This window comes from Gordonibacter sp. 28C (assembly GCF_003339845.1).
In the GTDB taxonomy this organism is placed as follows: domain Bacteria; phylum Actinomycetota; class Coriobacteriia; order Coriobacteriales; family Eggerthellaceae; genus Gordonibacter.
Genome location: NZ_PPTR01000002.1, coordinates 421,848 through 446,845 on the forward strand (window position 1 = coordinate 421,848; position 24,998 = coordinate 446,845).

General features: G+C 68.4%; 26 protein-coding genes. 13 read left to right on the plus strand and 13 right to left on the minus strand.

Translation table 11 applies throughout. The annotated features are described in order from the left end of the window. Nucleotides 1–34: 34 nt before the first annotated feature. Both C1878_RS04120 and C1878_RS04125 read left to right on the plus strand, forming a co-directional pair. Nucleotides 35–466 (plus strand): hypothetical protein, encoded by a 432-nt coding sequence (locus C1878_RS04120; RefSeq protein ID WP_114600425.1) that lies wholly within the window; start codon nucleotides 35–37, stop codon nucleotides 464–466. A 155-nt stretch (nucleotides 467–621) separates the two neighbouring features. Continuing rightward, nucleotides 622–1,131 carry a hypothetical protein gene (locus C1878_RS04125; RefSeq protein ID WP_114600426.1) on the plus strand — a complete coding sequence of 170 codons (510 nt, stop codon included), beginning with the start codon at nucleotides 622–624 and terminating at the stop codon, nucleotides 1,129–1,131. Here C1878_RS04125 and C1878_RS04130 read toward each other — a convergent pair. Next, entirely contained in the window at nucleotides 1,062–1,511 is a 450-nt protein-coding gene (locus C1878_RS04130; RefSeq protein ID WP_114600427.1) for a pyridoxamine 5'-phosphate oxidase family protein, read from the minus strand. The genes C1878_RS04125 and C1878_RS04130 overlap by 70 nt on opposite strands. A gap of 451 nt (nucleotides 1,512–1,962) precedes the next feature. On the opposite strand from C1878_RS04130, the gene rsxC reads away from it, so the two are divergent. The 9 genes from rsxC to C1878_RS04175 all read left to right on the plus strand — a co-directional run bounded on the left by rsxC (nucleotide 1,963) and on the right by C1878_RS04175 (nucleotide 9,200). Further along, complete coding sequence (gene rsxC, locus C1878_RS04135; RefSeq protein ID WP_114600428.1) at nucleotides 1,963–3,285, plus strand: electron transport complex subunit RsxC; 1,323 nt, start codon at nucleotides 1,963–1,965, stop codon at nucleotides 3,283–3,285. Further along, entirely contained in the window at nucleotides 3,286–4,290 is a 1,005-nt protein-coding gene (locus C1878_RS04140; protein WP_114600429.1) for an RnfABCDGE type electron transport complex subunit D, read from the plus strand. It abuts the gene before it with no gap. Then, on the plus strand, nucleotides 4,287–4,901 hold the full coding sequence (locus tag C1878_RS04145; protein ID WP_114600430.1) for an FMN-binding protein: 615 nt from the start codon (nucleotides 4,287–4,289) through the stop codon (nucleotides 4,899–4,901). The genes C1878_RS04140 and C1878_RS04145 overlap by 4 nt, the downstream gene beginning before the upstream one ends. Next, a complete protein-coding gene (gene rsxE, locus C1878_RS04150) occupies nucleotides 4,898–5,608 on the plus strand; it encodes an electron transport complex subunit RsxE (protein WP_241963592.1) in 711 nt (236 codons plus the stop codon). Before C1878_RS04145 ends, rsxE begins: the two co-directional genes overlap by 4 nt. Continuing rightward, the gene (locus C1878_RS04155; protein WP_114600431.1) at nucleotides 5,608–6,201 is read left to right on the plus strand and encodes an electron transport complex protein RnfA; all 594 of its coding nucleotides are present in this window, start codon (nucleotides 5,608–5,610) and stop codon (nucleotides 6,199–6,201) included. The genes rsxE and C1878_RS04155 overlap by 1 nt, the downstream gene beginning before the upstream one ends. 18 nt (nucleotides 6,202–6,219) lie before the next feature. After that, a complete protein-coding gene (locus C1878_RS04160; RefSeq protein WP_114600432.1) occupies nucleotides 6,220–7,023 on the plus strand; it encodes an RnfABCDGE type electron transport complex subunit B in 804 nt (267 codons plus the stop codon). A 110-nt stretch (nucleotides 7,024–7,133) separates the two neighbouring features. Continuing rightward, entirely contained in the window at nucleotides 7,134–8,198 is a 1,065-nt protein-coding gene (locus C1878_RS04165) for an FAD:protein FMN transferase (RefSeq protein WP_241963593.1), read from the plus strand. Continuing rightward, on the plus strand, nucleotides 8,195–8,623 hold the full coding sequence (locus tag C1878_RS04170) for a NusG domain II-containing protein (RefSeq protein ID WP_114600434.1): 429 nt from the start codon (nucleotides 8,195–8,197) through the stop codon (nucleotides 8,621–8,623). The genes C1878_RS04165 and C1878_RS04170 overlap by 4 nt, the downstream gene beginning before the upstream one ends. Beyond that, complete coding sequence (locus C1878_RS04175; protein ID WP_114600435.1) at nucleotides 8,598–9,200, plus strand: Gx transporter family protein; 603 nt, start codon at nucleotides 8,598–8,600, stop codon at nucleotides 9,198–9,200. The genes C1878_RS04170 and C1878_RS04175 overlap by 26 nt, the downstream gene beginning before the upstream one ends. Here the strand turns inward: C1878_RS04175 and C1878_RS04180 are convergent. The 5 genes from C1878_RS04180 to C1878_RS04200 all read right to left on the minus strand — a co-directional run bounded on the left by C1878_RS04180 (nucleotide 9,178) and on the right by C1878_RS04200 (nucleotide 13,701). Continuing rightward, the gene (locus tag C1878_RS04180) at nucleotides 9,178–10,596 is read right to left on the minus strand and encodes a HAMP domain-containing sensor histidine kinase (RefSeq protein WP_114600436.1); all 1,419 of its coding nucleotides are present in this window, start codon (nucleotides 10,594–10,596) and stop codon (nucleotides 9,178–9,180) included. The genes C1878_RS04175 and C1878_RS04180 overlap by 23 nt on opposite strands. Continuing rightward, nucleotides 10,584–11,246: a response regulator transcription factor gene (locus C1878_RS04185; RefSeq protein ID WP_114600437.1), complete on the minus strand. Its 663-nt coding sequence runs from the start codon at nucleotides 11,244–11,246 to the stop codon at nucleotides 10,584–10,586. Before C1878_RS04185 ends, C1878_RS04180 begins: the two co-directional genes overlap by 13 nt. 81 nt (nucleotides 11,247–11,327) lie before the next feature. Then, nucleotides 11,328–12,149 (minus strand): ABC transporter permease, encoded by an 822-nt coding sequence (locus C1878_RS04190; RefSeq protein WP_114600438.1) that lies wholly within the window; start codon nucleotides 12,147–12,149, stop codon nucleotides 11,328–11,330. After that, nucleotides 12,149–12,961 carry a hypothetical protein gene (locus C1878_RS04195; RefSeq protein ID WP_241963594.1) on the minus strand — a complete coding sequence of 271 codons (813 nt, stop codon included), beginning with the start codon at nucleotides 12,959–12,961 and terminating at the stop codon, nucleotides 12,149–12,151. Before C1878_RS04195 ends, C1878_RS04190 begins: the two co-directional genes overlap by 1 nt. Next, nucleotides 12,958–13,701 (minus strand): lantibiotic protection ABC transporter ATP-binding protein, encoded by a 744-nt coding sequence (locus tag C1878_RS04200; protein WP_114600439.1) that lies wholly within the window; start codon nucleotides 13,699–13,701, stop codon nucleotides 12,958–12,960. Before C1878_RS04200 ends, C1878_RS04195 begins: the two co-directional genes overlap by 4 nt. 257 nt (nucleotides 13,702–13,958) lie before the next feature. Here C1878_RS04200 and C1878_RS04205 point away from each other — a divergent pair, with 257 nt between their 5' ends. Next, a complete protein-coding gene (locus tag C1878_RS04205; RefSeq protein WP_114600440.1) occupies nucleotides 13,959–14,738 on the plus strand; it encodes an SDR family oxidoreductase in 780 nt (259 codons plus the stop codon). 10 nt (nucleotides 14,739–14,748) lie between these two features. Then, nucleotides 14,749–15,096 carry a hypothetical protein gene (locus tag C1878_RS04210; RefSeq protein WP_114600441.1) on the plus strand — a complete coding sequence of 116 codons (348 nt, stop codon included), beginning with the start codon at nucleotides 14,749–14,751 and terminating at the stop codon, nucleotides 15,094–15,096. Between the two features lie 138 nt (nucleotides 15,097–15,234). Here C1878_RS04210 and C1878_RS04215 read toward each other — a convergent pair whose 3' ends face one another. The 7 genes from C1878_RS04215 to C1878_RS04245 all read right to left on the minus strand — a co-directional run bounded on the left by C1878_RS04215 (nucleotide 15,235) and on the right by C1878_RS04245 (nucleotide 24,771). After that, complete coding sequence (locus C1878_RS04215) at nucleotides 15,235–16,683, minus strand: winged helix-turn-helix domain-containing protein (RefSeq protein ID WP_114600442.1); 1,449 nt, start codon at nucleotides 16,681–16,683, stop codon at nucleotides 15,235–15,237. A gap of 422 nt (nucleotides 16,684–17,105) precedes the next feature. Further along, nucleotides 17,106–17,405 (minus strand): CDP-alcohol phosphatidyltransferase, encoded by a 300-nt coding sequence (locus C1878_RS04220; protein ID WP_114600443.1) that lies wholly within the window; start codon nucleotides 17,403–17,405, stop codon nucleotides 17,106–17,108. 96 nt (nucleotides 17,406–17,501) lie between these two features. Continuing rightward, complete coding sequence (locus tag C1878_RS04225; protein ID WP_241963595.1) at nucleotides 17,502–20,189, minus strand: homocysteine S-methyltransferase family protein; 2,688 nt, start codon at nucleotides 20,187–20,189, stop codon at nucleotides 17,502–17,504. Continuing rightward, nucleotides 20,182–20,880 (minus strand): vitamin B12 dependent methionine synthase, encoded by a 699-nt coding sequence (locus C1878_RS04230; protein WP_114600444.1) that lies wholly within the window; start codon nucleotides 20,878–20,880, stop codon nucleotides 20,182–20,184. Before C1878_RS04230 ends, C1878_RS04225 begins: the two co-directional genes overlap by 8 nt. Continuing rightward, a complete protein-coding gene (locus tag C1878_RS04235; RefSeq protein WP_114600467.1) occupies nucleotides 20,880–21,833 on the minus strand; it encodes a methylenetetrahydrofolate reductase in 954 nt (317 codons plus the stop codon). The genes C1878_RS04230 and C1878_RS04235 overlap by 1 nt, the downstream gene beginning before the upstream one ends. 488 nt (nucleotides 21,834–22,321) lie before the next feature. Beyond that, entirely contained in the window at nucleotides 22,322–23,158 is an 837-nt protein-coding gene (locus tag C1878_RS04240; protein WP_114600445.1) for a tryptophan-rich sensory protein, read from the minus strand. Between the two features lie 365 nt (nucleotides 23,159–23,523). Next, a complete protein-coding gene (locus C1878_RS04245; protein ID WP_114600446.1) occupies nucleotides 23,524–24,771 on the minus strand; it encodes a U32 family peptidase in 1,248 nt (415 codons plus the stop codon). Between the last annotated feature and the right edge of the window lie 227 nt (nucleotides 24,772–24,998).

Sequence of the window (24,998 nt, forward strand, 5' to 3'; positions counted from 1 at the left end):
CATTGCCCGATCGACGTTCGCCAAGGAGTTCGCCATGAAGAAGATAATCGCCCAAACCGCCGCCGCCGCCTGCATCATGTTCACCGTGATGATGGCATGGTTCTTGGGGATGGGATACCTGTTCGCCGGCCCCAGCTACGGCCTCAACCTCACCGCCAGCCTGTACGGCGCGGCGCTCGGCATGGCCGTGCTCCAAGCCTTCTGGTTCACGGAGGCGGTGTTCAAGAAGCTGGCCTATCCCGCGCGCATCGCCGGCTTCGGAGCGTGCCTGCTGCCGGTGCTCGCCCTGTGCGCCTGGCTGGGTCCGTGGATCCCCGCGGACATGCCCGAGGCGTGGGCTTCCTTCGTCGTGATCTATCTGGTCATCCTCGCGGGGATGACCATCGGCTACACCGTGTACTTCAAGAAGACGGCCGGCGGCTACGATCAGGCCCTCGCCCGCTACCGCGAGCAAAGCAAGCGCTGAGCGGAACCACACGGAACGAAGAGGCTGAGAACATGCCGCCCGCCCCTAGGGCAGACGACCTCGTCCATCCATCGTTGAAAATCACCTGAAGGGGCATTCGGCATGTGGGACGCGGGCGTCCCCCCCTGCCGAATGCGCGCAGAAAGGAAATCCCCATGAAAGAGAAACTCGCCTTCGGCGCGAAGGTCACGGCCGCGCACGTCCTCACGTACCTGGCGTGCGGCATGCTGGCCATGGTCCTGTTCGACTACCAAAGCTCGGTCGCCGCCATCGGCATGCGCGGCACCGACGACCTCGTGGTGAGAATGGCGCCGCTGTTCCAGATCGCGCGCGGCGCGCTGTTCGCCTTCGTGCTGTGGCTGCTGCGGCCCGCGTTCATGAACCGCAGGCACGGCTGGCTCGTCGTATGGGCGACCGTCGCCATCGTGGGCATCTTCAACACGCCGGCCACCTCGCCCGGCTCCATCGAGGCGCTCATCTACCTCGACCCCGCCGGCGAGCCGCTCAACACGAGCATCGGCGGCACGTTGGAGATCCTCCTGCAAACGCTGCTGTTCAGCGTTGCGTCTGCCTGGTGGGTCAAGCGCCCGGCGCGTCACGCCTCGGCAGCCGGCACGTCCGCAGCCTCCGGCACCGCGAAGTCCTCGGAGCCGAAGTTGCGATAGTAGCGGCCCGTCTCGGCCGTGAAGCGCAGTACGCAGTAGTCGGGGTCGGTCACGCCTTGCGGGTAGTACGTCGTGTCCCCCTCCTGCCAGATCAGCTCCTTGGCCCACGCGTCCTCCAGCACCTCCATCGTGCCCTTGAGCATGACGCCGCGGAAGAACCGCCGGTCCATGAAGTAAATGCACGCCTGCGGGTGGGCGCGGTAGTGGCGCACCCGCAGGGACGAGGTGTTCGTGGTGAAGTAGAACGTGCGCAGACCCTCGCGCCGCCGAGGCGGGAGCATGGCTTTGATCTCGGGGCAGCCGTCCTCGTCCACCGACCCGACGAACGACGTGTTCTGGTGGTCTATCAGATTGCCGATCGTTTGCTCGACGTCGCGCATGGCCTTTCCGCCTCTCGGTTGTGGAGTCGATGCGGTGAGTATACCATATGCGGTCTTTGTTGAAGAGTATTTTAAGAACTAATGTTCCCTCTTTTGAGAGGTGCCTGGAAAGCATCTGCGAGCAGGATCCTCGCGGCTCGGGAGCCGCTGCCGAACTTCGCTCGGGAACCGATGCCGAACGATGCGCGGAGCAGAACCGCTCGCGCACGGAATACGTCGCCGACGCCCTGCCGCCCACCGGCGGTTTTGGCACAAACGCTTCTGAAGTGCGCCTTTGGCGTCAGGCGTCGAGCCCACTTGCCGAACACCGCTGGCGCAGATGAACCCCCGTCTTTAGGATAAGGTCACTCCGCGAGCCTCGCGCTCCGTCCACCCGCGCGCTCCACCTGCTCGACGCGCCCAGACTGCGGAGAGACCTGTCAGCACGAGCACTTCGGGGGAGTGATACGCCATGACCATAGCCTCTCGGTTCCGTCGCGCCCGCGGCGCCGCCGTGCCCCATCGCAAGAACACGGCAGAGCTCGCGACCATCGACATGCCCGTTCCCCGCGAAATCGTGCTGCCCATGCAGCAGCACATCGGAGCGCTCTGCGAACCCGTGGTGAAGAAGGGCGACCACGTGGACGTGGGCAGCCTCGTGGGCCATGCGCCGCGCGGCCTGTCAGCCGACATCTTCTCCGGCGTGTCCGGCACGGTGAAGGCCATCGAGCCCGTGTACTACTCGTCGGGCAAGACCGACACCACGGTGGTCATCGAATCCGACGGCGCTCAAACCGTGGCCGACACGGTGGCACCGCCCGAAGTCGTCGACCGCGCATCGTTTCTCGCCGCGATCAAAAGGAGCGGCCTGGTGGGCTTGGGCGGCGCGGGCTTCCCCACCGACATCAAGCTCGCCCCGCCGAACCTCGAAGAGATCGACCTGTACGTGGTGAACGGCACGGAATGCGAACCGTACCTGTCCACCGACTACCGCGAGATGATGGAGAACGCCGACGACGTGCTGTTCGGCATCCGCGAGACGTGCCGGCACCTGGACATTCCGAACGGGATGATCTGCATCGAGAGCAACAAGCCCCGGGCCATCGAGCATTTGCGCACGCTCACGAAAGACGACCCCGCCATCGAGGTGAAGTCGCTGCCGAGCCGCTACCCGCAAGGCGCCGAGAACGTGCTCGTGTACAACGCCACGGGCCGCGTCGTGCCGCGCGGCAAGCGCCAGACCGACGTGGGCGTCATGCTGAACAACGTCACCACCATGGCCTCCATCGGCCGGTTCCTGAAAACGGGCATGCCGCTGGTGAAGCGCCGCTTCACCGTGTCGGGCGACGCCGTGGAGCGCCCGTGCAACGTGCAGATCGTCATCGGCACGCGCCTGCGCGACGTCATGGACTTCGTAGGGCTGGCGAAGGAGCCGCGCAAGGTGGTTTTGGGCGGCCCCATGATGGGCAACGCCCAGATCGACCTGGACTATCCGGTGATCCGCCAGAACAACGGCGTTCTCGTGCTCAGCGAGGAGGGCATGGAGCAGCCCAAGACCACGCCCTGCATCCGCTGCGGCCGCTGCACGAACTCGTGCCCCATGCGCCTGTCGCCCGTGGCCATCAGGAAGGCCTACGCCACGCAGGACGTCGAGCGGCTCGACGAGCTCATGGCCGATCTGTGCATGGGGTGCGGCACCTGCTCGTTCGTGTGCCCCGCCAAGCAGCCGCTCGCCCAGACGAGCAAGCTCGCGCGCGACTTCATGCGCGTCGAGATGGCGAAAAGGAGGAACTAGATGGAGCATGAGGACAACGTCTCCCGCGTCCGCCCGCTCGTCCTCTCGACGGCGCCGCACGTGTTCGACGGGATATCGACGCAGAAGATCATGCTGAACGTGCTCATAGCGCTCGTGCCCACGCTCGCAGCCTCGGCCGTCATCTTCGGCTGGCGCGCCCTGCTCGTGACGGCCGCGACCACCATCGCCTGCGTGCTGTTCGAATACCTGTGGTGCCGGCTGCGCAAGACCGCCCAGACCGTGGGCGATCTGTCGGCCGTGGTCACGGGCCTGCTGTTGGCGTTCAACTTGCCGTCCACCATACCGCTGTACATGGCGGTGATCGGCGCGTTCGTGGCCATCGTGGTGGTGAAGGAGCTGTTCGGCGGCATCGGACGCAACTTCGCGAACCCGGCCATCGTGGCCCGCATCGTGCTGTCCGTGTCGTTCACGGCCGCCATGACGAACTACGCCGCGCCGCAGATCGCCAGCTTCGCGCCCGGCGCGGCCGGCGTCGACGCCGTCACCTCGGCCACGCCGCTCGCGCCCTCGGCGCCCGCGCTGCCCTTCGTCGATTTGCTGCTGGGCGTGCACGGCGGCGTGCTGGGCGAGACGTGCGGCCTGGCCATCCTGCTGGGGCTCGCGTGGCTGTTGGCCACGCGCACCATCACGTTCACCATTCCGGGCGTCTACGTGGGCACCGTCGTGGTCATGAGCCTGCTCACCGGCCACGACGTGGCCACGCAGGTGTTCTCGGGCGGCCTGCTCTTGGGCGCCGTGTTCATGGCGACCGACTACGTGGGCTCGCCCACCACGTTCAAGGGCCAGGTGGTCTTCGGCATCGGGCTCGGCCTCATCACCTGCCTCATACGCTTCTGGGGCAACATGAACGAGGGCGTGGCCTACTCCATCCTGCTCATGAACCTGGTGGTGCCCTACATCGAGGCGCTCACCGGGGCAACGCCCCTGGGCGGCCAGAAGAGGAAGCTGTTCGGCAAGAAGAAGGCGGAAGGGGGCAACGAATGACGGAAGCGAACGCAAGCGCCCGCGCGCAAGAGCGCGGCGGAAGCCCCGGCCTGTGGCAGGGCGTCGTCAAGCCCGTCGTGGTCATCGTGGTCATCTGCGCCATCGTGGGCTTTCTGCTGGGGGCCGTGGACAACCTCACGCTGCCCACCATCGCGGCCAACCGCGAGGCGAAGGCCTGGGCCACGTACTCCGCCCTCATCCCCGAGGCGGACGACTTCACCGAGCTGCCCTGCGACACGCCCGGCGTCACGGCGTTCATGGAGGCCGACGGCAACCGGGGCTTCGCCGTGACCGCGCAGTCGAAGGGCTACTCGAGCCAGGTTCCCATGGCGCTCGCCTTCGACGGCGAGGGCACCATCGCGAACGTCATCGGCATGGAGAACGGCGAGACGCCCGGCTTGGGCACGAAGGTCGCGCTGCCCTCGTTCACCGACCAGTTCGTAGGGCGCGCGGCCGAGCCGATGACCCTCGACGACATCGACGCCATCACCGGCGCCACCATCTCGTCGAAGGCCGCGCTCGCCGCCGTCAACGAGGCCGTCGAGGCCTACCGGGCCACGACGGGCGGCACCGCGAGCGCCGCCGCCTCGACGGAGAAGGGAGCAGCATGATGGCAGCCACCCCCAACAAGCCCGCGGCGCTCTCCGTGTTCAGCAAGGGGCTGCTCGTCGAGAACCCCACGCTGCGCCAAATGCTGGGCCTGTGCCCCACGCTCGCCGTGACCACGGCGGTCACGAACGGCATCGGCATGGGCGTGGCCACCACGTTCGTGCTCGTGTGCTCCGGCATCGTCGTGTCGCTGCTGCGCAACGCCATACCGTCGAACATGCGCCTGCCCGCCTTCATCACCGTCATCGCCGGGTTCGTGACCATCGTCATGATGCTGGTGGAGGCCTACTTTCCCGACCTGAACGCGGCGCTGGGCATCTACCTGCCGCTCATCGTGGTGAACTGCATCGTGCTCGGGCGCGCCGAGGTGTTCGCCTCGAAGCACCCCGCGCGCGACGCCGCGTTGGACGGCTTGGGCATGGGCGTGGGTTTCACCATCACGCTCGTGCTCATGTCGGCTGTCCGCGAGGTGCTGGGCGCAGGCACGCTGCTGGGCTTTCAGGTGCTGCCCGACTTCATAACGCCCATGAACGTGTTCGTCATGCCCCCGGGCGGCTTCGCCGTGCTCGGCGTGCTCATCGCCGCATCCGTGGCGTTGGAGATGCGCCGCCGCAAGCGCGCGGGCGAGCCGGAGGACGACGCCGTGGCAACCCAGGAGGACATCTGCGCCGCGTGCCAGATCTGCGATGCGAAGGAGCGTGAGGCGTGATGGCCGAGTACGCGGCGATCCTGTTCAGCATGATCCTGGTGAACAACTACGTGCTGGTGAAGTTCCTGGGCATCTGCCCGTTTCTGGGCGTGTCGAAGAAGCTCGACTCCGCGGTCGGCATGGGCTGCGCCGTGACGGTGGTCATGCTGCTGGCCACGGCCGTGACCTGGCCCCTGCAGCAGCTCCTGAACGCGCTGGGGCTGGGCTATCTGCAGACCATCGCGTTCATCCTCGTCATCGCCGTGCTCGTGCAGATGCTCGAGATCGTGGTGAAGCGCTTCCTGCCGCCGCTGCACGAGGCGCTGGGCGTGTACCTGCCGCTCATCACCACGAACTGCGCCGTGCTGGGCGTGACCATCCTGTCCGTGGACGAGGGGTACGACTACCCCGAGGCGCTCGTGTGCGCGCTCGGCGCGGGCCTGGGCTTTTTGCTGGCCATGGTGCTGTTCAGCGGCGTGCGCCGCCGCGTGGAGGAGGCCGACCCGCCCAAGGCGTTCAAGGGCATGCCCATCACGCTCGTGTCGGCCGCGCTCGTGTCGCTCAGCTTCATGTGCTTCGCGGGCGTCGCCGACAACCTGTTCGGCGTTCTGTAGGAAAGGGGGCGCTGGATCATGGACACCATCGTCTGGACCGTCCTGCTCATGGCGGCCGTGGGCCTCGTGGGCTCGGTGCTGCTGTCGATCGTCTCGAAGAAGCTCGCCATCGGCGAGGACGAGCGGCTCGCGTACCTGGTGAGCATCCTGCCCGGCGTCAACTGCGGCTCGTGCGGGTTCGCCGGCTGCGAGCAGTACGCCAAGGCCCTGCTCGACGGCACGCCGCCCAACGCCTGCACGGCCGGAGGCGTGCGCGTGGCCGAGGAGCTGGCGGCGTTTCTGGGCGTCGAGCCCACGGGCGTCGTGCAGCGCGAGGCCTTCGTGGCATGCAAGGGCACCGACGACCACCTCGACCCGCACCTGGAGTTCCAGGGCGTGCCCAGCTGCCGCGTGTTCAACACGCTGTTCTTCACGAGCCTGTCGTGCCCGTTCGGCTGCCTGGGCTTCGGCGACTGCGCCGAGGCGTGCGCGTTCGACGCCATCCGCGTGGAGAACGGCGTGGCGCGCATCGACACGGCCGCCTGCACGGGCTGCGGCGCCTGCGCCGAGATATGCCCGCGCCACATCATCAAGCTGGTGAGCCAGAACGAGGCGCCGGCCACGGCCGTGGTCACGTGCCGGAACACCATGGCCGGCAGGCGCACGCGCGAGGTGTGCGGCGCCGGCTGCATCGGTTGCATGAAGTGCGTGAAGACCTGCGCGTTCGAAGCTGTTGCCGTGGAGAACGGGTGCGCGCGCGTGGACCCGGCGAAATGCACCGGCTGCGGCGCCTGCGCCGAGGCGTGCCCGACGGGAGCTATCAGTCAGCTGGTGTTCAGATGATCGCACGCGGGCGACAGAGGGGGGCCTTCCGTTTTCCTGAGCGGAGGTCGAAGGCCGGAGTCGAAGGATCTCCGACCGCGAAAAGCCGCCCACGGCGAGCGGCCGAGACCGTGCTCGCCTGCTCGTTGGCCCTGCTCGTTCTCGCGTGCGCCGGATGCGCGGACGGAGCCGGCGGCGAGGGCGCTTCGGCTTCCGCAACGGCGACCCGCTCGTTCACGTCCATGGCCACCGGCATGACCCTGACCGTCCACGCTTCCAGCCAGCAGGCGGCAGACGACGCGGCCAAGGCGTGCGAAGACCGTGTGGAAGAGCTCGACAGGCTGCTGTCGCCCACCGGCGACTCAAGCCAGATCGCCCTTTTGAACGACGCGAGCGGCACCGCGACCCTCGTGACGGACGACCTGCTGCCCCTTTTCGAAACGGCGCGCTTCGTGGCGCAGGAGACGGACGGCGCGTTCGATCCCACGATCTTCCCTCTGACGAGCGCCTGGGGCTTCACCGACGGCAACCACCGCGTGCCGTCCGACGACGAGCTGGCGGCGCTGCTGCCCCGCGTCGGCTTCGAGCGCCTGCACGTGGACGCGTCCGCGGGCACCGTCGTCCTCGAGAACGGCGCCCAGGTGGACGTGGGCGGCGTGGCCAAAGGCTTCGCAGCCGACGAGCTGCGGGCGCTCCTGGCCGAACGCGGCGTGACGTCGGCGTTGCTCGATCTGGGCGGCAACGTGACGGCATTGGGAGCGAAGCCGGACGGCTCGCCTTGGAGAGTGGGCGTGGCGGATCCCGCGGCCCCCGACCGGTTGACGGGCACGCTCGAGCTGGTCGACGCCACGGCATCGACCTCGGGCACCTACCAGCGCTTCTTCGTCGACGGCGACGGAGCGAGGCGCCACCACCTGATAGACCCTGCCACCGGCTATCCCGCCGAATCCGGCCTCGCCTCCGTGACGGTGGTGGACACGTGCGGCGCCCGCTGCGACGCGCTTTCGACGGCGCTCTTCGTGATGGGCCTCGACCGCGCGCTCGACGTTTGGCGCGCGGGCGCCGAGGACGAAGGCAACGCGTTCGAGGCGGTGTTCGTGGACGACGGCGGCAACGCGTTCGTGACGGAAGGGCTCGCCTCCGCGTTCTCGCCGAGCGCGGACTTCGCCGACCGGGTGACGGAGGTGCGGCGATGAGCCCGCAAGCGACGGGAGCCGCGGGCAAGGCGCGCGCACGGCGGGTCGAGATCCTGTTCGCGCTCGCCGTGGCCGCGACGGCCCTCGTGCTGTTCGCCTGCGCGCAGGCGGCGGGAGCCGCGCAGGACGACGCGCACGCCGTGGCGACCGTCGCCCGCAACGGCATCGTCCTGGAAACCATCGACCTCGCCGAGGTAAGCGAGCCGTACACGCTGCGGTTCGAGGACGAGAGCGGTGCGAACGTGGTGGCGGTCGAACCGGGGCGCATCCGCGTGGTCGAGGCCGACTGTCCCGACAAGGTGTGCGTGAACGCGGGCTGGATCGACGCCCCTGGCAAACCCATCGCCTGCGTGCCCCACGGGATCACCATCGTCGTCGAGCGCGAAGGGGGCGGTGCCGATGGCATCGACGCCCTCGCGCGGTAGCGGTGCGGGCGGCTCCACCGTGCGCGTGTGCCGCTGCGCGCTCTTGGCCGCGTTGGCGCTCGCGCTCGCGGCCCTCGAATCGCTGCTGCCGCTGCCCATGCCGGTGCCCGGCATGAAGCTGGGCATCGCCAACGTGGTGACGGTGGTTGCGGCGTACTGGCTGGGACCCGCCTGCGCCGCCGTGGTCTTCCTCGTGCGCGTCGTCTTGGCGGCGTTCCTCACCGGCCAGCTTTCCACGCTGCCGTTCAGCCTGGTGGGAGGCGGGCTCGCGCTGATCGTCACCGTCGCGTTCGTCCGCCTCGCCTCGCCCGACCGGGTGCGGCTCTGCTCCATGGCGGCCGCCGTCGCCCACAACGTCGGCCAGGTGGGCGTGGCCGTGGCCCTGACCGCCACGCCCCAGATAGCCCTGTACCTGCCGGTGCTGCTCGTGGCGGGCCTCGTCACCGGATTCCTCACGGGCACGGTGGCCGCCGCGCTGCTCGAGCGCGTTCCGGCGGCGTATCGCCTCGCCTCGCGCGGCCCGCGCGCCTCCCGAGCCTCTTGCGAGCAGCCGATCAGCCGCGAGGCACTTCGATAACGCAGCGCGCGCCGCCCGTCTCCCCGTTCGACAGCTCGAAGGTCCCGTCGTGCGCGGCGGCCACGTCGTCCACGATGGAGAGGCCCAGCCCGAAATGGCCGCTCGCCGCGTTGCGGTCGGGCGAGCCGGTGTAGAAGCGCTCCTTGCCGTGCTCGAGTGCGCCCGCCGAGAAGCCGGGCCCCTCGTCCTCCACCGCGATGCGCACCGCGCCGCCGGCCTCCGAGAAGCTCACGGCCACCCGCGACCCTGCGGGGGCGTGCTCGGCGGCGTTGTCCACGAGGTTCGCCGCCGCGCGCGCCAGCTGCGCGCGATCGACCCGCAGCGTCCCGCCGAGCGCGCACGAGAAGTCGAGCGTCAGCCCGTGCGCGTCGCACAGCTGGCGCGCCTGCCGCTCAACCTCCGCAGCCAGATCCGCAATGTCCACGTCGCCGAGCCGCACGCCCGCCGCGCCCGTCTGGGAAGCCTCCACCAAAAGCCGCACGTAGCCGTCCATGCGCCCAATGCTGTCGGACAGCTCCGCCGCGCACGTCGCCTGCTCCTCGTCAAGCGGGGTTTCGGCCAGCAAATCGGCGTTCCAGCGCGCAACGGCCAGGGGCGTTTTCAGATCGTGCGCGAGCGCCGTAACCTGCCGCCGCCGCGCCTCGTCGGCGGCCCAGCGAGCATGCAGCGACTCGTCCAGCGCCCCGCGCATGCGCTCCATGGCCGCCAGCACCTCGTTCATCTCGCGAACGTTCGTGGAACCCACTGCGAAGTCCAGGTCTTGCCGCTCGATATGGGCGGCGGCGTCCGCCAACGGCCGCATCTTGCGCGCGATCACGTGCGAGGCCCGCACGGCGATAAGCGCGATGGCGGCAACCAACAGCACGATCAGCAACGCGCCCATCAGCGTCTGAGGGTTGGGAAGCGCGTCGCGCGCGTCGCGCGACGCGAAGTCGGGCAGGTAGTCGTACTGCAGCGCGCACGTGCCGCCTCCGGGCAGCGCGACCGTATCCTGAACGACGGCGCCGCCCAACCCGTCGTAGCGCACGACCGACACCCCTTCGAGCGCCGCCGCGCGCGCCTTCTCCCGGCCCTGCTCGTCCATGTCCGACGACACGACCGCGCCCGCTTCGTCGAGCACGATCCAGCGATAGCTCGAGGGCAGATCCTGCGGCTGGATGTCCCCGGCGGCAAGCTCTGCCGTCACTTCCGGCAGATGCTCTTCGGCGTGGTTGGCCGCGTAGACGACGCCGGACTGCACCAGCACCATGAACCCCGCGAACACCGCCATGGACAGCAGCACGATGGCGGCCAGCACGTAAACGAAGTAGCGCGCGATAACAAGGGCCAGCAGCATGCCGCCCTTGCGCGGCGCGCCGCCCGAAAAGTCCGCGCGCACGTTGCTTAGAGTCTCCATTTGTACCCCACGCCCCACACGGTGTCGATGGGGTTGACCCCGTGCACCTTGAACTTCGAGCGGATGCTGCTCACGTGCGCGGTGATGGTTTCCGCGCTGGCCGTGGAATCCCAGCCCGACACCTCCTCCAGCAGCGCCTCCTTGGAGAACACCTGACCGCGACGGCGCGCCAGATGCTCGCAGAGGGCGTACTCGGTGGGCGTGAGACGCACGGGCGCGCCGTCCACCTCGACCTGCATGGCCGTCAAATCGATGCGCGCCCGCCCGAACTCCAGCGAACTGTGGCGTTCGCGCTTCTCGCGCCGCAGGTGGGCCGCCACCTTCGCACGCAGCTCCGCCGCGCCGCAGGGCTTGCGAAGGTAGTCGTCGGCACCCATGCCCAAGCCCTCCACGGCGTCGCCCTCCTCGGTTTTGGCCGTGAGGAACAGGATGGGGCAATCGACCCGCCCGCGGATGCGCCGCACGAGCTCGAACCCGTCAAGCCCGGGCATCATCACGTCGGTTATCATCAGGTCGAAGCGGGAGAGGTCCAAGTCGAGGACGCGCGCCGCGTCGGTCACGCCCGTGACCGTGTGGCCGTCGCGCTCGAGCACGCGAGCGAGCGTGTCCACGATGGCCCTCTCGTCGTCAACCAGTAAAAGACGCGCCATGGCATTCTTCCCTTCCGCATCGAATCGGAAACGTCGGGCGAGCCGCTTCGCTCGCACGTCCCCCATTGTACCTTTCGCCTGTCATTCGCCTCCGCGGCGCTTGTCCTCGAAGCGGTTCGCGCGCGCCAGCAGCACCGCAACCAGCGCGGTCGTCCCGACGGCGCACGCGGCCCCGATGCGCGCGAGCGCCGCCGCGAGCGCCTCGACCGCCTGCGGACCGAACCCGAGCGGCACGGCGACGGCCGCCTCCACCGCCAGCGACGCGAGGCGCGACGGCCACGCGAAGGGAACGAACATGGCCGCCTCGAGGCCGAAGGCTCCGCTCAGCGATCCGGTGACCAACCCGTTCGCCAACCCTCCCATCGAGGCCAGCGCCACCACCAACCCGAGCGCGCCCACGCCGATGGAGGCGTTGCGGCCGAACCGCATCGCGATCCAGAGCGAGACCGCGTACAGAAGCGCGCTGCCCGCCGCGATGCCCGCCGCCGCCGCGATGCAGGCGGCGAGAGGCGGAACGTCCCGCCCCGCCGCAGCGAGCAGGGCGAAGAACAGCAGCGTCGCGACAAGAGCCGCCGCGAACCCCAGCGCCAGCAGCACCGTGCCCTTGGCCGCCAGCGCCACGCGGCGCGAGGGGACCCCCAGCAGGTTGGCCCCGTCGCCCGCATCGCGCTCGACGTCCACCGCGAGACCGCAGGATATCCCCACGACCAGCGGCGCGCCCGCTCCGAGCAGCTGGAAGAACGCGTCGGCGCCCAAGAGGCTGTCCCACGCCGCGTTCGAGAAGTACAGCCCCGCGCACCCGCCCAGAGCGATCGCCAACGCCAGATGCATCGGAACGAGGGGCGAGCGGCGCATGCGCACGGCCTCCGAGCGCAGCGCCCGCGCGAACGTCATCCTCGCCATCACCGCGCCTCCCTCTTCGAGTACCACTTCGCACCGAGCGTCGCGAGCACGGCGAACAACGCGACCGCGACGGCGAGCCCCAGAACGGCTTCCCAACCGAACGTCCCCAGCGGGTCCCCCGCCTCGAGCGGAACGCCCGAGGGCGCCACGCCCACCAGCGGCGACACCGCGCAGAGCGTTGCCGCCGGCGGAAAGAGAAACCATACCGGGCTCGTCCACAGGGCGATGCCCATCCCCAGCTGGATCACGGCGGGCACCGCGATGCCCGCCAGCGTGCCGAACCGGACGGTGAGGGCGAGGCCCGCCGGAACCATCCAGGCGCTGCCCGCCACGAGAAGCACCGATGCGCCCAGCCCCGCCGCGGCCGAGGGCACTACGCCGCCCAGCAGTCCCGTCACGACGCTCGCGACGAGCACGACCAGGTTCGCGCCGAGCGCGAGGGCGAGCGCGTAGGCAACCTTCGCCCACCAAGTGCTCGCGGGCGGCAGCGGCAAACCGAGCACCGGCCGCAGCTTCTGGCGCGCGTCGATGTTGGCGATGGACGCGGTGGCGAGCGCAAGGGCGATGGGCATCATGAGCGCGTACCAGTAGTTCCAACCGTACGTGGAGAACGCGCCGATCGCGCCTCCGCCGCCCACGCCCCCGGCCAGCATGCCCATGAGGCAGAACGGCAGCGGGGCGATAAGCGCGATCTTGCGGGGTGCGGCATGGCGCCCCTTCAGCACCTCCGCCTTGAACGCGGGGGCGAAGCCGGCCTTCCGGCGCTCGCCGGCGTCGGGCGCCGCAACGCCCCGCACGGGTTCCGCCGTCATCGCCGCACCCCTTCCGCCATCGTTTCGCGACGCTCCCGAGCGACGCTGCGGCACACGTCCATGAACAGCCGCTCGAGGTCGATGCCGGGCTCGAGCGGACCCTCGTGGGCAAGCCGGCCTTCGACGATGATGCCCACGTGGTCGGCCGTGTGCGACACCTCGGCCAGGATGTGGCTCGACACGATCACCGTGATGCCCCGGCCGGGCAGCGAGCGTATGAGCCCTCGCAGCTCCTCGATGCCGATGGGGTCGAGCCCGTTGGCCGGCTCGTCCAGAATGAGCAAGCGCGGGTTGTCGAGCAGCGCCAGCGCGATGCCCAGGCGCTGTTTCATGCCCAAGGAGAACTGCCCCGCGCGCTTCTTCCCCGTCGAGGCGAGATCGACCGTTTCGAGCACCTGGTCGATGCGCGCCTCGGGGATGCCCAGCAGCGTCGTGCGCACGCGCAGGTTCTCGCGCGCGGTGAGGTTGGGATACAGCGGCGGGTTCTCGATAAGCGATCCGATGCGGTACAAATCGTCGCGTTGCCACGGGCGGCCCGCGAACAGGATGTCCCCCTCCGTCGGGCGCAGCATCCCCGCCACCATCTTGAGCATGGTGGACTTGCCCGCCCCGTTGGGGCCGAGCAGGCCGTACACCGCGCCCTCGGGCACGTGCAGCGACACGCGGTCGACCGCGGCCTGCGCGCTCGCGCCGCGCCCGAAGCGCTTGACGAGGTTCCTCGTTTCCAGCAGGTGGCTCATGCGTTTTCCTTTCGCTCGTCTTCTGTTCTCCATCCACGATAGAAGGCGTTTCTCAAGGATTCCTCAAGGCGGGCGAAAAGGAGATCCGACCGCTTGCCGACACCGTTCCGCCGCGCATGACGGTTCCCCCACCGCTGACCTTCCCGTACGCGCAGGGAGGGCCGTGCATGCTATGATTTATCCAGTAATAGTAACGTGTATCAATAAGTTTGCCGGCTGCGGGAACGGACCGGCACCCCGCACGGAAGGAAGGACGCATGGGCATTTACGTCATCACCGGCGCGTCGAGCGGCATCGGAGCGAAGACGGCCGAGATCCTGCGCGAACGCGGCCACGAAGTGGTCAACATCGACCTCAAGGACGGCGACATCGAAGCCAACCTCGCCACGAAGGAGGGCCGCGCCGGCGCCATCGCCGAGCTGCACGAGCGCTACCCCGAGGGCATCGACGCCATGATCTGCAACGCGGGCGTGTCGGGCGGCAAGGTGCCCATCTCGCTCATCATCTCGCTCAACTACTTCGGCGCCACCGAGATGGCGCGCGGCGTGTTCGACCTGCTGGAGAAGAAGGGCGGCAGCTGCGTGGTCACGTCGTCGAACTCCATCGCCCAGGGCGCGGCCCGCATGGACGTGGCCGGCATGCTGAACAACCAGGCCGACGAGGACCGCATCGTCGAGCTGGTGAAGGACGTTGACCCCGCCATCGGCCACGTGTACTACGCGTCGACGAAGTACGCGCTCGCCCGCTGGGTGCGGCGCATGAGCCCCGACTGGGGTTCGCGCGGCGTGCGCCTGAACGCCATCGCGCCCGGCAACGTGCGCACGGCCATGACGGCCAACATGCTGCCCGAGCAGCGCGCCGCCATGGAGGCCATCCCCGTGCCCACGCACTTCGGCGAGGAGCCGCTCATGGATCCCATCGAGATAGCGAACGCCATGGCGTTCGTCGCCTCCCCCGAGGCCAGCGGCCTGAACGGCGTGGTGCTGTTCGTGGACGGCGGCACCGACGCCCTGCTCAATTCCGAGAAAGTATACTAGGAGGCGCCCCATGGTCATCAACGATTTCGTCACCGCGATGCAGAGCAAGGACCACAAGGCGCTTGCGGCGTGCTTCACCGAGGAGTGTCGGCTCTTCGATTACTGCCCGTCGGTCGTGAAGCGCGAGAACTCGTTTCTGTTCGGCCGCAACGCCATAGAGATGTTCTTCCACAACAAGTTCACGTTCGGAGGCTTCGCCATGCGCGACCCGCGCGTGATGAACGAGCGCACCGTGAACTTCTACGCCGATTACAACGGCACCATCATCCACGCCCTCGCGCAGATCGAGAACTGCAACGACGGCGCGTGCAGCCTGGACGACAGCCTCATCCAAGAGCTGGTGATCCGCCCCGCGTAGCAAGCGTGCTCAAAGAAGGGAAAGGGCCGTGGCGGAGATCCGCCACGGCCCTTTTTTCGTAGCGTAAAGGCTCTGCCCTTGCCGCTCAACAGGCAACGTTTCTTCAGGTAGACGGGGCCGATCGAGAAGAAGCGAGCGTCAGGGATTGCATCTCGAGCAAGGTTCGTAGCCCTGCGCGATAGCGTCGGAAATCGAAATGGGAATCTTGCTTTTCTTAAGGTACTGGCATCCGTTCGCGTGGTACTTGCCGCCGGTGTTCGTTACGTACACGGTATAGCCGCTGTCGTCGTCCGCAGAGGCTGCGGCCGCCGCGTTGGCTTCGGCCGCCGCCGCTGCAGCCGCCTCGTCTTCCGCTGCTTTGGCCGCTGCAGCTTCTTCCGCCGCCTTTTTCTGCACTGCCGCCTCTTTTGCCATCTGAGCGGCCCGCATGGCCTCGTCATCGAGCTTGAGCGTCACGCTCACCGTATGGTCGCGTTTGCCATCGAAGGAATAACTAGGATTCGAAGCCTTGAAGAAGGTGTCCCCAACGACCAGCGACGAACTGGCCACGGTGAAGGTGTAGGATCCGGAAGGGCACGCTAGCGCGTACGTTTTGCCCAAGGCCGCTTCGCGCGTTTCGTTCACCGGCGTTCCATCACCCTGCTTGCCCGTGACGACGATCTTCACCGAAGAGGGCAACGTTGCCTCGGCATCGCCCTCAACCTTGAAGCTTAAAACGCCTTCCGCCTTCTCAGCCGCCTGCTCGATGGCTTGGCCCGATTTGGCGTCAGGCGGATTTTGACCAGCCGAATGGCCCCCACCTGCCGACATGCCCCCAATGGCAATAATCGCACCGAGCGCGATCGCGCACCCGCCAAGGATCGCGGTTGCCTTGGGAGCAACGGGTTTCGCCGTGCCCTTGGAATCGCGCCAGCGCAGAGCCAAAGCAGCAATGCCGCAGAGCATTCCTGGTGCGGCGAGCACGAAGGTGAAACAGAGCACGAGTCCCGCGACTGCCAAGAGAATCGGCAATTTGGACGGATTCCCTGCGGTCGAGGTTTTTCGAGCACTGCTTGGCACGGTGCTCCGCTTTGCGTTTTTTTCGCCCGAGTCCCGGTCCGCAGTTTTGAAAGCAGCCGCAGAGCCCTTACCCGCGGGGGCAGTTCCCGAGGCGCGCTCCGATTCCTTTGTCGAGGGGTTTTCCGGGACATCTCTCGGATCCTTGGCGTCGGGGTCGATTGAGACGCTATTCGGCTCCTTGGAGCGAATAGCGTCCGGCAGCGCGTCCCGAACCGATTTGGCGGATGAATCGGCCCGGTCCATCTCCGAAGGACAAAGCTTAACCTTGCCATGGTGGGGATATTCAATAAGCTTGTTCTTGTGCAGTTCCGTACGGGCCTTTTCGAACCTGTTCGCGAACAGCGTGGTTTTGCTTCCCGCCACGCAATAGCGTTTCTGCTTCGACGACAGCGACAGGTGCCGGGCCACTTCCTGCTCCAACGACTCTACCGATCGTTGCCGGCCGCTCGACAAAACCGAAAGCACCGATTCCTTGATCGTCTCGACGTCAGGAATGCTGTCTTTGATTGATGGCGTTTCGTCTTCCATTCACCGCTCCCCTTGCGCTAAAGCCGGCCGAAAGCCACCGCGGCATAACTCGGCCATGAACCGCGTTCTTTTGGTAAACCTATGTTTTTCAATCAATTTATTCTATCAGAGAAGATGGGAGGAAAGCCGTGAATATAAATGCTATCTGGGAAAACGTCGATTTTGAATCTCGTATTGGGCTTCCGTTTTGCGCGCAATGTCCAGACGTCACGAACACCTTCGGCACGAAGACGAAAAGCGTCGCAGGCGAAAGGTCTAGTCGCCGGCGGGGGATCCCTCGACTACGCGCCACGCGCTCCACTCAGGATGACAGAATGCGGCCATGCTGACGCAGGCCGCCGTAAAGGACGTTCGGTCTTTGCGCGCGCTTGGCAGATCGGCAAAACGAAGGACGGCCGCTCGCGCGGCCGTCCCGTCTTTCGTTATTCGGTTTTCTCCGAGGCGTAGAACACGGCTTCGTCGAACACGTTCTCGATCGACTTGCCGTCCATGAAGGGAAGCCCCATGAACTCGCTCAACGTGGGCACCAGCTCGCTTGCGTCCACGTAGTGGCCCTTGTCGTTGAACTGGGCCGTGTCTTGCGCGCGCCAGTAGCGGTCGTTCACGTCGGTAAGGTAGTACGTTGCGCCGCCGACTTCCATGTACACCGAATGATTGGCATGCAGGTAGTTCGGCAGCTCGTCGAACGACACGTCGAGCGCCTCCGCCGATTTGACTCCCATAGCGGACCCCTTTCCTCGGGAATAAGCCTTGGCACACATCATAGCAAGAACTTCCGCAGGTTGCACCTGCAAAAGCGCCCGGTTTCAGATTCGGTTTCAGATTGCCGGGTGCGCGGCGAAGAACCGCTCTGCGATGCGCGCGGCCTCGGCGGCGTTCTTGCCGTAATAGTCCGCTCCAATCTGCTCCGCGTACTCGGGCGTGAGCACGGCGCCGCCCACGAACACGGACACGCCGGGCGCCTGCTCGTGCAGAAGCTCGATGGTGCGCTCCATGGCCTTCACCGTGGTGGTCATGAGCGCCGAGAGCCCCACCAGGCGGATACCCTGTTCGCGCACGACGTCCACCACCCGCTCGGGCGCCACGTCGCGGCCGAGGTCGACTACGCGGTAGCCGTAGTTCTCCAGGAGCATCTTCACGATGTTCTTGCCTATGTCGTGGATGTCGCCCTGCACGGTGGCCAGCACGATGGCCTTGCCGTCGTCGGCGGCGGCGCCCTCCCCCACGTGCGCACGCACCACGTCGAAGCCGGCCTTGACGGCCTCCGCCGACGCCATGAGCTGCGGCAGGAAGAACTCCCCGCGCTCGAAGCGGGCGCCCACGACGTCGAGCACGGGGATGAACACGCCGTCGATGACGGCGAGCGCGTCGTGCCCTTCGAGCAAACGCTCGGTCGCGGCGGCCATGGGACCCTTGCGCCCCGTGAGGATGAGCCGCTCCATGGCGCGCACCTCGTCGATGGCGTCGGCCAGGGCGGCCGGGATGGGAATGGCGTCCGCAGGAGCGGCGGGCGCGGGCGACGGCGCGGCGTCCTGCGGCCCCGTCGCAACCCCAGCGGCGGCAAGGGCACCCGCCGCGTACGGGTCGGGCGCGTCCGCGTACCGCTCGACGTAGGCGGCGGCCCCGCGGTCGCTGCCGTTCAGCACCTGCCAGGCGGCCAGGGTGTCGCGGTAGCGGTCGGAAAGCGGGTTCAAGATGGGCAGGTCGAGCCCTGCCCCGAGCGCCGCCGCCAGGAACGTCGCGTTCATGAGGCCGCGCTGCGGCAGGCCGAAGCTCACGTTCGACACGCCCAGCACCGTGCGCACGCCCAGACGCTCCTTCACCAGGCTCACGGCGCGCAGGATCTCGCGCGCCTCGTCCTGGTTCGTGGCCGCCGCCATGACCAGGCAGTCGATGGCCACGTCGCAGCGCGGGATGCCGCGGGCTTCCGCGGCCGCCACGATGCGCTCGGCCACGGCCAGGCGCCCCTCCGCCGTGGGCGGGATGCCGCCCTCGTCGAGCGTCAGGCCCACTACCGCGCAGCCGTACCTCTTCACGATGGGCAGCACGGCGTCCAGGTTCTCGCGCTTGCCGTTCACGGAGTTCACGAGCGGCTTGCCGGCGTAGCCTCGCACGGCCGCCTCGACGGCAGCCGGGTCGCTGGAATCGACCTGCAAGGGCGCCGTCACCGTGGCCTGCAGGCGCTCCACCGCAGCCGCGAGCACGACGGGCTCGTCCAGCTCCGGCAGCCCCACGTTCACGTCGAGAACGCGCGCGCCGGCCTCCTGCTGCGCCACGGCCTCCCCCACCAGGTAGTCGTAGTCGCCCGCGCGCAACGCCGCCTTCAGCTTCGGCTTGCCCGTGGGGTTGATGCGCTCGCCCACGCACGCCACGTCGGCCGACCCAGCCTCCAGCACCACGGCCTCCTGCGCGCTTGTCACCGCGAACGCGCGCGGGAGCTCGCGCGGAGCCGGAGCGCGGCCCGCCACGAGGGCGGCCAGCTCCCGGGTGAACGCCGGCGTCGTGCCGCAGCAGCCGCCCACCACGCTCGCGCCCGCGTCCACGATGCGCGCCATCACGGCGGCGAACTCGGCGGGCTCCACGTCGTAGTGGGTGCGGCCGTCCACGATGTGCGGCAGGCCGGCGTTGGGACGCACGACCACGGGGCAGCGGGCGAAGCGCAGAAGCTCGTGCGCCACCGGCTCCAGCTCCGCGGGCCCCAGCGAGCAGTTCACGCCCACCACGTGCGCGCCCAACGCCGAGAGCGTGGCCGCGGCCACGGCAGGCGACGTGCCGAGAAACGTGCGGCCGTCCTCGCCGAACGTCATGGACGCGAAGATGGGCAGGTCGGAGCAGTCCTTCGCCGCCAGCACGGCCGCCTTGGCCTCGCGCAGGTCGGTCATCGTCTCGATGAGCACGATGTCGCAGCCCGCGTCGACCACCGCCCGCACCTGCTCGGCGAACACCTCGTACGCGTCCTCGAACGAGAGCGTGCCCAACGGCTCCAGCAGCACCCCGACGGGCCCCAGGCCGCCCGCCACGTAGCGGGCGCCGGCGGCACGGGCGTTGGCGGCGGCGGCGCGGTACACGTCCGCCACGGTCGCACGGCCTTCCAGCTTGTGCGCGTTGGCGCTGAACGTGTTCGTGGTGATCATCTCGGCACCGGCGCGCACGTAGCCGGCGTGGATGTCGGCGATGGCGTCGGGATCGCTGAAGTTCAGCAGGTCGGGCAGCTCGCCGTGCGCCGTGAGGCCCCGCTCCTGCAGCAGCGTGCCCATGGCCCCGTCCTGCACGAGGAAGTCCCGCCCGCGCAGCACGCGCTCCAAGTGCTCGTCGGCGATGCGCAGGCCGGCGAGCGGGTCGGGCATTCCGCCGAACAGGCTGCCGTTCTGAGCGCAGGAGCGCGACGCGGCGAACTCCTTGTCATCCTGAGCGCAGGCGCGCAGCGCCGGAGTCGAAGGATCCCCTGCGGCGCCAGCGTGCCCGGACGCAGGAACGTCGTTCGCGAAATCGAGAGTCTCATCCATGGCAGGTCCTTCCCTGTGATCTGAGCGGGCAGCTTTCGGCCAACCCGCACGAGGCGCACGTCGAGCGCGCCGAGCCGGCAGGCGGCTCGCCCGCGAACAGGCCCACGACGGCCGTCACGCTCTTCGCGGGCACGAGCAGGTTGGCGGAGGTGACGGAAAGCCCGATGCGGCGCGGCGCGTCGAGCGCCGCGAGGAACGCGGGCTGCACGGCGAGCGGCAAGTCGCCGAAACCGGGGCTGAAGCGGAAGTTCGCGCGCAGGCCGCGGGCGGCGGCATCCGAGACGATGCGCGCCTCCTCGGCGTCGGCGGCCGCCTCCACGAGGGCCGACGCGGCGGCGTCGTACAGCAGGGCGTCGGTGGGGCTCGTCGCCGCGCGCAGGCGCAGCGCGCGCTCGCTCTCGGCGCCCAGCGTGCAGGCCATGAGCGCCGCCTCGCACGCCCCGTCCAGATGGCGCGCGATGTCGCGACCCTCCAACACGAGCCCGCATCCGGCCAGCGTCACGCGGTCGGCATCGGAACGCACGGGATCGACGGGGAACACGGCGTGGACGCAGCGCGCTCGCAGGTCGCGCTCGCACGCGGCGACGGCCTCGTCGAAGCGCCGCTCGAGGTCGGCGTCCATGTCCTGCCCCTCGTAGCCCAGGTAGCGCAGGGCCTCGGCGCGGTCGACGCGCAACCCCTCCGCGTCCATCAGGCGCGTCCGCCGGACGCCTCGGCGCCCGCTTCGCCCCTCGCCGCGCGCCCCGGCCCGCCGGAAGAGGGCTGCCGCCAAGAGGCCCGCAGCGCCGACGTGCAGGCGCGGGCGATATCGGGCTGGTTCATCGTGTAGACGTGCAGCCCGTCCGCGCCGCTCTCCTGCAAGTCCACCAGCTGGGAGCACGCGTACTCGATGCCCGCCGCGCGCAGCGACGCGGGATCGTCCTCGTACTTGGCCAGCAGCTTGATGATGGGCGACGGCAGCGAGGCCCCGCACATGAACACCATGCGCTGTATCTGCGCCTTCCCCAGAAACGGCATGACGCCGCACGCGATGGGCGCGTCGATGCCGGCAGCGTCGGCCGCGTCGCGAAAGCGGTAGTAGTACGCGTTGTCGAAGAAGAGCTGCGTGACGAAGAAGCACGCGCCCGCATCCTGCTTCTGCCTGAGATGCGCGACGGACGCCTTGAAGTCCGTGCATTCGATATGCCCTTCGGGGTACGCCGCCGCGCCGACGCAGAACCCCTCGTCTGCCAACCGCATGACCAGGTCCTTCGCGAAACGGAACGGTTCGCCTTCTGACGGCGCCGCGCCCGGCACCCGGTCGCCGCGCAGCGCGAGCACGCTCGCGATGCCCTTGCGCTTCAGGTCGTCGATGGCGTGGGAGATGGACTCCTCCGTGGCGCCCAGGCACGTGAGGTGCGCAACGGTGGGGATGTCGAAGTCGTCGTGGATCATGGCGGCCACCTCGGCCGTGGCCTGCTTGTTGCCGCTGCCGCCGGCCGAGTACGTCACGCTCACGAAGTCGGGCAGGAGGTCGGCCAGCTCGGCCGCCACCTCGTGAGCCGCCTCGAGCGTGAGGTCGCCTTTCGGTGGGAAGATCTCGAAGGACACCGGCTGGCGGCCCGCCGCCTTGGCGGTTTCGTATATGTAGGACACGCTTCTCATGAGGGTCATTATACGGAAGCGCACCGTCGAAGCAAGGCGGACGCGAAAGAACGCCTCCGCCCGCTCCGTTGCCCGCGCCTTGACGCCGCTTGCACCCAACGCGAAAACGCCCGCTCTCCCCTTCGACCGCCGGCAAGACATTTCGCCTTGCGCAGCGCGGCGGCCGTCGCGTTCCTCCCCTTTTCTCGGCACAGTTTTCACCGATTCTCTGCATACCTACGGCCCTGCGAAGCCCTTCGAACCTCTTGCGAATCGCACGAGCTGGGGAAACGGGCCGTGCAGGCGAGCTGCACCGGACCACAGGGGCGTTTTCGGCTTTGAATTTGCAGAGAATCTGTCATTACTGTGCCGAACGAGTCCGACAGAGGCATCGGGCGGACTCGTTCCGAGGCGCGTCGCGGAAGGTGTCCGCGACGCGCAACCGTCCCAGGCTACAGAGCTTTCACGGGTTTTTGGAAACCGCTTCCAGTCGCCAAGGCAAATGGAACCTACCGTCGCACTGCGGCCCGCAACCGTGCCGTAGGCACGAACGTCAGCACGGCACCGATTATGGTGAGGATGAACACGATCGACGCCGTGAGCCACGACGCCTCGGACACGTGCACGCCCACGCCGATAAGCGCCCACAGGAACACGAGCGGAAACGCCACGTCGTCGTACGTCTTCCGCATGATGTAGCCGAGCGCCAGCACGCCGGCCGTGAGCGCGATCGCCGACAGCCCGTTGAGAAACGCGATGCCGCCGTCGAGCGCGCGCGTGATGAGGATGGCCATGTTCGCCAGAGCGGCCACCGTGACCCACGCCGTGTAGAGGGAGATGGGAACCCAACCCGAAGCCGAGGTCGCCGTGCGGCGCACGTTCAGATAGAAGGCGGCCAGCACGGCCCATTCGGCCAGGATGACGACGAACGACACCGCCACCGCATCCAGATGCCACAGGGTCAGCCACAGCACGTTGAGCGCGCTCGAGGCGATGAACAGGACCGACGCGGTGCTAAAGCGACGCGGGCGCGACGGCGCGCTGCGCGTGTACGCCACGAGCCAGAAGATGAGCGCCACGTAGATGACCGACCAGATGGAGAACACGTAGCCGGCCGGCGTGAACCAGGTGAACACGCCGTAGGCGATGTCGGCCGACGTCACGCCGCCCAGCTGTCCGCCTTCAACGACAGCGTTGCCCAGGATCATGAGCGCGTAGACGACCCACAGGGTCACGGTCTCGGCCGTCAGGTAGCCGCCGCGCTCCAGTTTGCGACCGGCTTTCGTGCCGCGGGCGCGCTGCACGACGCCCGGAGCGGCCGTTGCATGATAGGCATGGTTGGGCATGATGCACCTCGCTTTCCTTAAGGGCGCCGGGCGCCCTCGATGTGTTGGTGCAGCCCAGTGTAGCGCGCGCCGCAGCGGAAAGCCGTTACGGCCACGTGGCAGCTGCTCATCGCTTCGGCGCAGATAAAGGGCACGACGCTCAACGATGACAAAAGCACCTTGCCGATCGGAGTCGGGGTCCGGATCTGGGCCGGGGTGGGGCTTGGACGAAAGGCACCCCGTAGGGGCGATCTCCTGATCGCCCGTTCCGGCGCAGCCGGAAAAGCAACCGGAAGCCGCGTTCTCGCGCTCCGCGCGAGCGGGCGCTCTGGAGAGCGCCCCTACGAAAAACATCGGTTGCCCGCAAGGAACCCCGAAAGGTCGGGTCAGTCCCGCCTGATGCGCAGGTAGTCGCCCGGTTCGAGCGGCGCGTCGACGGCGAACGAGTACGCTTCGGCCGAGCGGTTCGCCACCGCGACGGGGACGGGCGCGGGACGCGGGTCGTCCGCATCGGGCGCGGGCAGCCACGCCAGGTCGCGCACCCTCGCGCGCAAGACCGCCCGGCCGGGCACGAGCGCCTCCAGCTCGTCGCCCTCGCGAAAGCGGTTGCGGCACACGGCCTCCACGCGCCAGACGCCCTCCCCCGCCGGCTCGCAGGCGCGCACGTCGGCCGCATGCAGACAGGCGCTGGTGTAGCCGTCGCGCTCGGGCGACTGGTCGGCGCGCCCGAAGTAGAAGCCGGTGGAATACGGCCGGTGCGACACGCATTCGAGCTCGGCGGCGGCTTCGGCCGGATCGGCCCCGTCGAGCGCACGGCGGTACGCGTGCACCACCGTGGCCACGTAGAACGCCTTCTTGTTGCGGCCCTCGATCTTGAACGAGGACACGCCGGCGGCGGCCAGGTCGTCCAGATGCTCCACCATGTTGAGGTCCCGGGCGTTCATGACGTACGTGCCGCGCACGTCTTCCTCGATCGGGTAGAACTCGCCAGGACGCTGCTCCTCCACCAGCGCGTAGCTCCAGCGGCACGGCTGCGCGCAGTGCCCCTTGTTGCCCGACCGGTCGGCCATGGCCGCGCTCAAAAGGCAGCGGCCCGACACGGCCATGCACATGGCGCCGTGCACGAACGCCTCGATCTCCAGCTCGCGCGGCGCATCGGCGCGCAGGCGCGCGATATCGGCCACGCTCATCTCGCGGGCGCACACCACGCGGCTCGCTCCCAGCTCGTGCCACACGCGCGCCGCTTCGGCGTTGCACACGCCGGCCTGCGTGCTCGCATGCAGCGCCACGCCGGGCGCGTGTCGGCGTGCGAGCGAGAGCGCGCCCAAGTCGCTCACGATGAACGCGTCGGCGCCTGCGGCGGCGAGCGCCTCCAGATACGCGGGGAGCGCCGCGAGGTCGTCGGCGTCCATAAGCGTGTTGAGAGCCGCGTACACCCGCACCCCGGCCGCGTGCGCGAACGCGACGGCGTCGGGAATGTCCGCCAGCGCGAAGTTGGAGGCCCGCTGCCGCATGCCGAACCGGTCGGCCGCCAGGTACACCGCGTCCGCCCCGTAGCGCACGGCGGCCTCAAGCTGCGGCCGCCCGCCCGCAGGAGCGAGGAGTTCGGGAAGATATGTCGGTTGATTTCGCATGCGCCGTATTGTAGCGCACCGGCGCGATGCCGGCGCCGACGGGTTGCCGGCATGCAGGACGCGCGCCGCCGGCGCCTGTCAAGATCGTCAGCGCGGCACGCCCATTACAGTTAGACCCAGCTCTTGCTGGGTCTAACTCTTTCCTTTGATCCCCTGTGCGGATTACGATGGGAGTTGACCCTGCGGGGTTGCTGGCCGACCAGCCCCGGATGGCCCTTCGCCCTTGC

Bases quoted from the DNA above. Each gene is read 5' to 3' on its own strand.
- C1878_RS04200 (WP_114600439.1), bottom strand. From the start codon at position 13,701: ATGAGCCACCTGCTGGAAACGAGGAACCTCGTCAAGCGCTTCGGGCGC.
- C1878_RS04210 (WP_114600441.1), top strand. From the start codon at position 14,749: ATGGTCATCAACGATTTCGTCACCGCGATGCAGAGCAAGGACCACAAG.
- C1878_RS04130 (WP_114600427.1), bottom strand. From the start codon at position 1,511: ATGCGCGACGTCGAGCAAACGATCGGCAATCTGATAGACCACCAGAAC.
- C1878_RS04160 (WP_114600432.1), top strand. From the start codon at position 6,220: ATGGACACCATCGTCTGGACCGTCCTGCTCATGGCGGCCGTGGGCCTC.
- rsxE (WP_241963592.1), top strand. From the start codon at position 4,898: ATGATGGCAGCCACCCCCAACAAGCCCGCGGCGCTCTCCGTGTTCAGC.
- C1878_RS04240 (WP_114600445.1), bottom strand. From the start codon at position 23,158: ATGCCCAACCATGCCTATCATGCAACGGCCGCTCCGGGCGTCGTGCAG.
- C1878_RS04205 (WP_114600440.1), top strand. From the start codon at position 13,959: ATGGGCATTTACGTCATCACCGGCGCGTCGAGCGGCATCGGAGCGAAG.
- C1878_RS04145 (WP_114600430.1), top strand. From the start codon at position 4,287: ATGACGGAAGCGAACGCAAGCGCCCGCGCGCAAGAGCGCGGCGGAAGC.
- C1878_RS04220 (WP_114600443.1), bottom strand. From the start codon at position 17,405: ATGGGAGTCAAATCGGCGGAGGCGCTCGACGTGTCGTTCGACGAGCTG.
- C1878_RS04170 (WP_114600434.1), top strand. From the start codon at position 8,195: ATGAGCCCGCAAGCGACGGGAGCCGCGGGCAAGGCGCGCGCACGGCGG.
- C1878_RS04125 (WP_114600426.1), top strand. From the start codon at position 622: ATGAAAGAGAAACTCGCCTTCGGCGCGAAGGTCACGGCCGCGCACGTC.
- C1878_RS04245 (WP_114600446.1), bottom strand. From the start codon at position 24,771: ATGCGAAATCAACCGACATATCTTCCCGAACTCCTCGCTCCTGCGGGC.
- C1878_RS04235 (WP_114600467.1), bottom strand. From the start codon at position 21,833: ATGAGAAGCGTGTCCTACATATACGAAACCGCCAAGGCGGCGGGCCGC.
- C1878_RS04175 (WP_114600435.1), top strand. From the start codon at position 8,598: ATGGCATCGACGCCCTCGCGCGGTAGCGGTGCGGGCGGCTCCACCGTG.
- C1878_RS04155 (WP_114600431.1), top strand. From the start codon at position 5,608: ATGGCCGAGTACGCGGCGATCCTGTTCAGCATGATCCTGGTGAACAAC.
- C1878_RS04190 (WP_114600438.1), bottom strand. From the start codon at position 12,149: ATGGCGAGGATGACGTTCGCGCGGGCGCTGCGCTCGGAGGCCGTGCGC.
- rsxC (WP_114600428.1), top strand. From the start codon at position 1,963: ATGACCATAGCCTCTCGGTTCCGTCGCGCCCGCGGCGCCGCCGTGCCC.
- C1878_RS04185 (WP_114600437.1), bottom strand. From the start codon at position 11,246: ATGGCGCGTCTTTTACTGGTTGACGACGAGAGGGCCATCGTGGACACG.
- C1878_RS04195 (WP_241963594.1), bottom strand. From the start codon at position 12,961: ATGACGGCGGAACCCGTGCGGGGCGTTGCGGCGCCCGACGCCGGCGAG.
- C1878_RS04225 (WP_241963595.1), bottom strand. From the start codon at position 20,189: ATGGATGAGACTCTCGATTTCGCGAACGACGTTCCTGCGTCCGGGCAC.
- C1878_RS04215 (WP_114600442.1), bottom strand. From the start codon at position 16,683: ATGGAAGACGAAACGCCATCAATCAAAGACAGCATTCCTGACGTCGAG.
- C1878_RS04140 (WP_114600429.1), top strand. From the start codon at position 3,286: ATGGAGCATGAGGACAACGTCTCCCGCGTCCGCCCGCTCGTCCTCTCG.
- C1878_RS04120 (WP_114600425.1), top strand. From the start codon at position 35: ATGAAGAAGATAATCGCCCAAACCGCCGCCGCCGCCTGCATCATGTTC.
- C1878_RS04180 (WP_114600436.1), bottom strand. From the start codon at position 10,596: ATGGAGACTCTAAGCAACGTGCGCGCGGACTTTTCGGGCGGCGCGCCG.
- C1878_RS04230 (WP_114600444.1), bottom strand. From the start codon at position 20,880: ATGGACGCGGAGGGGTTGCGCGTCGACCGCGCCGAGGCCCTGCGCTAC.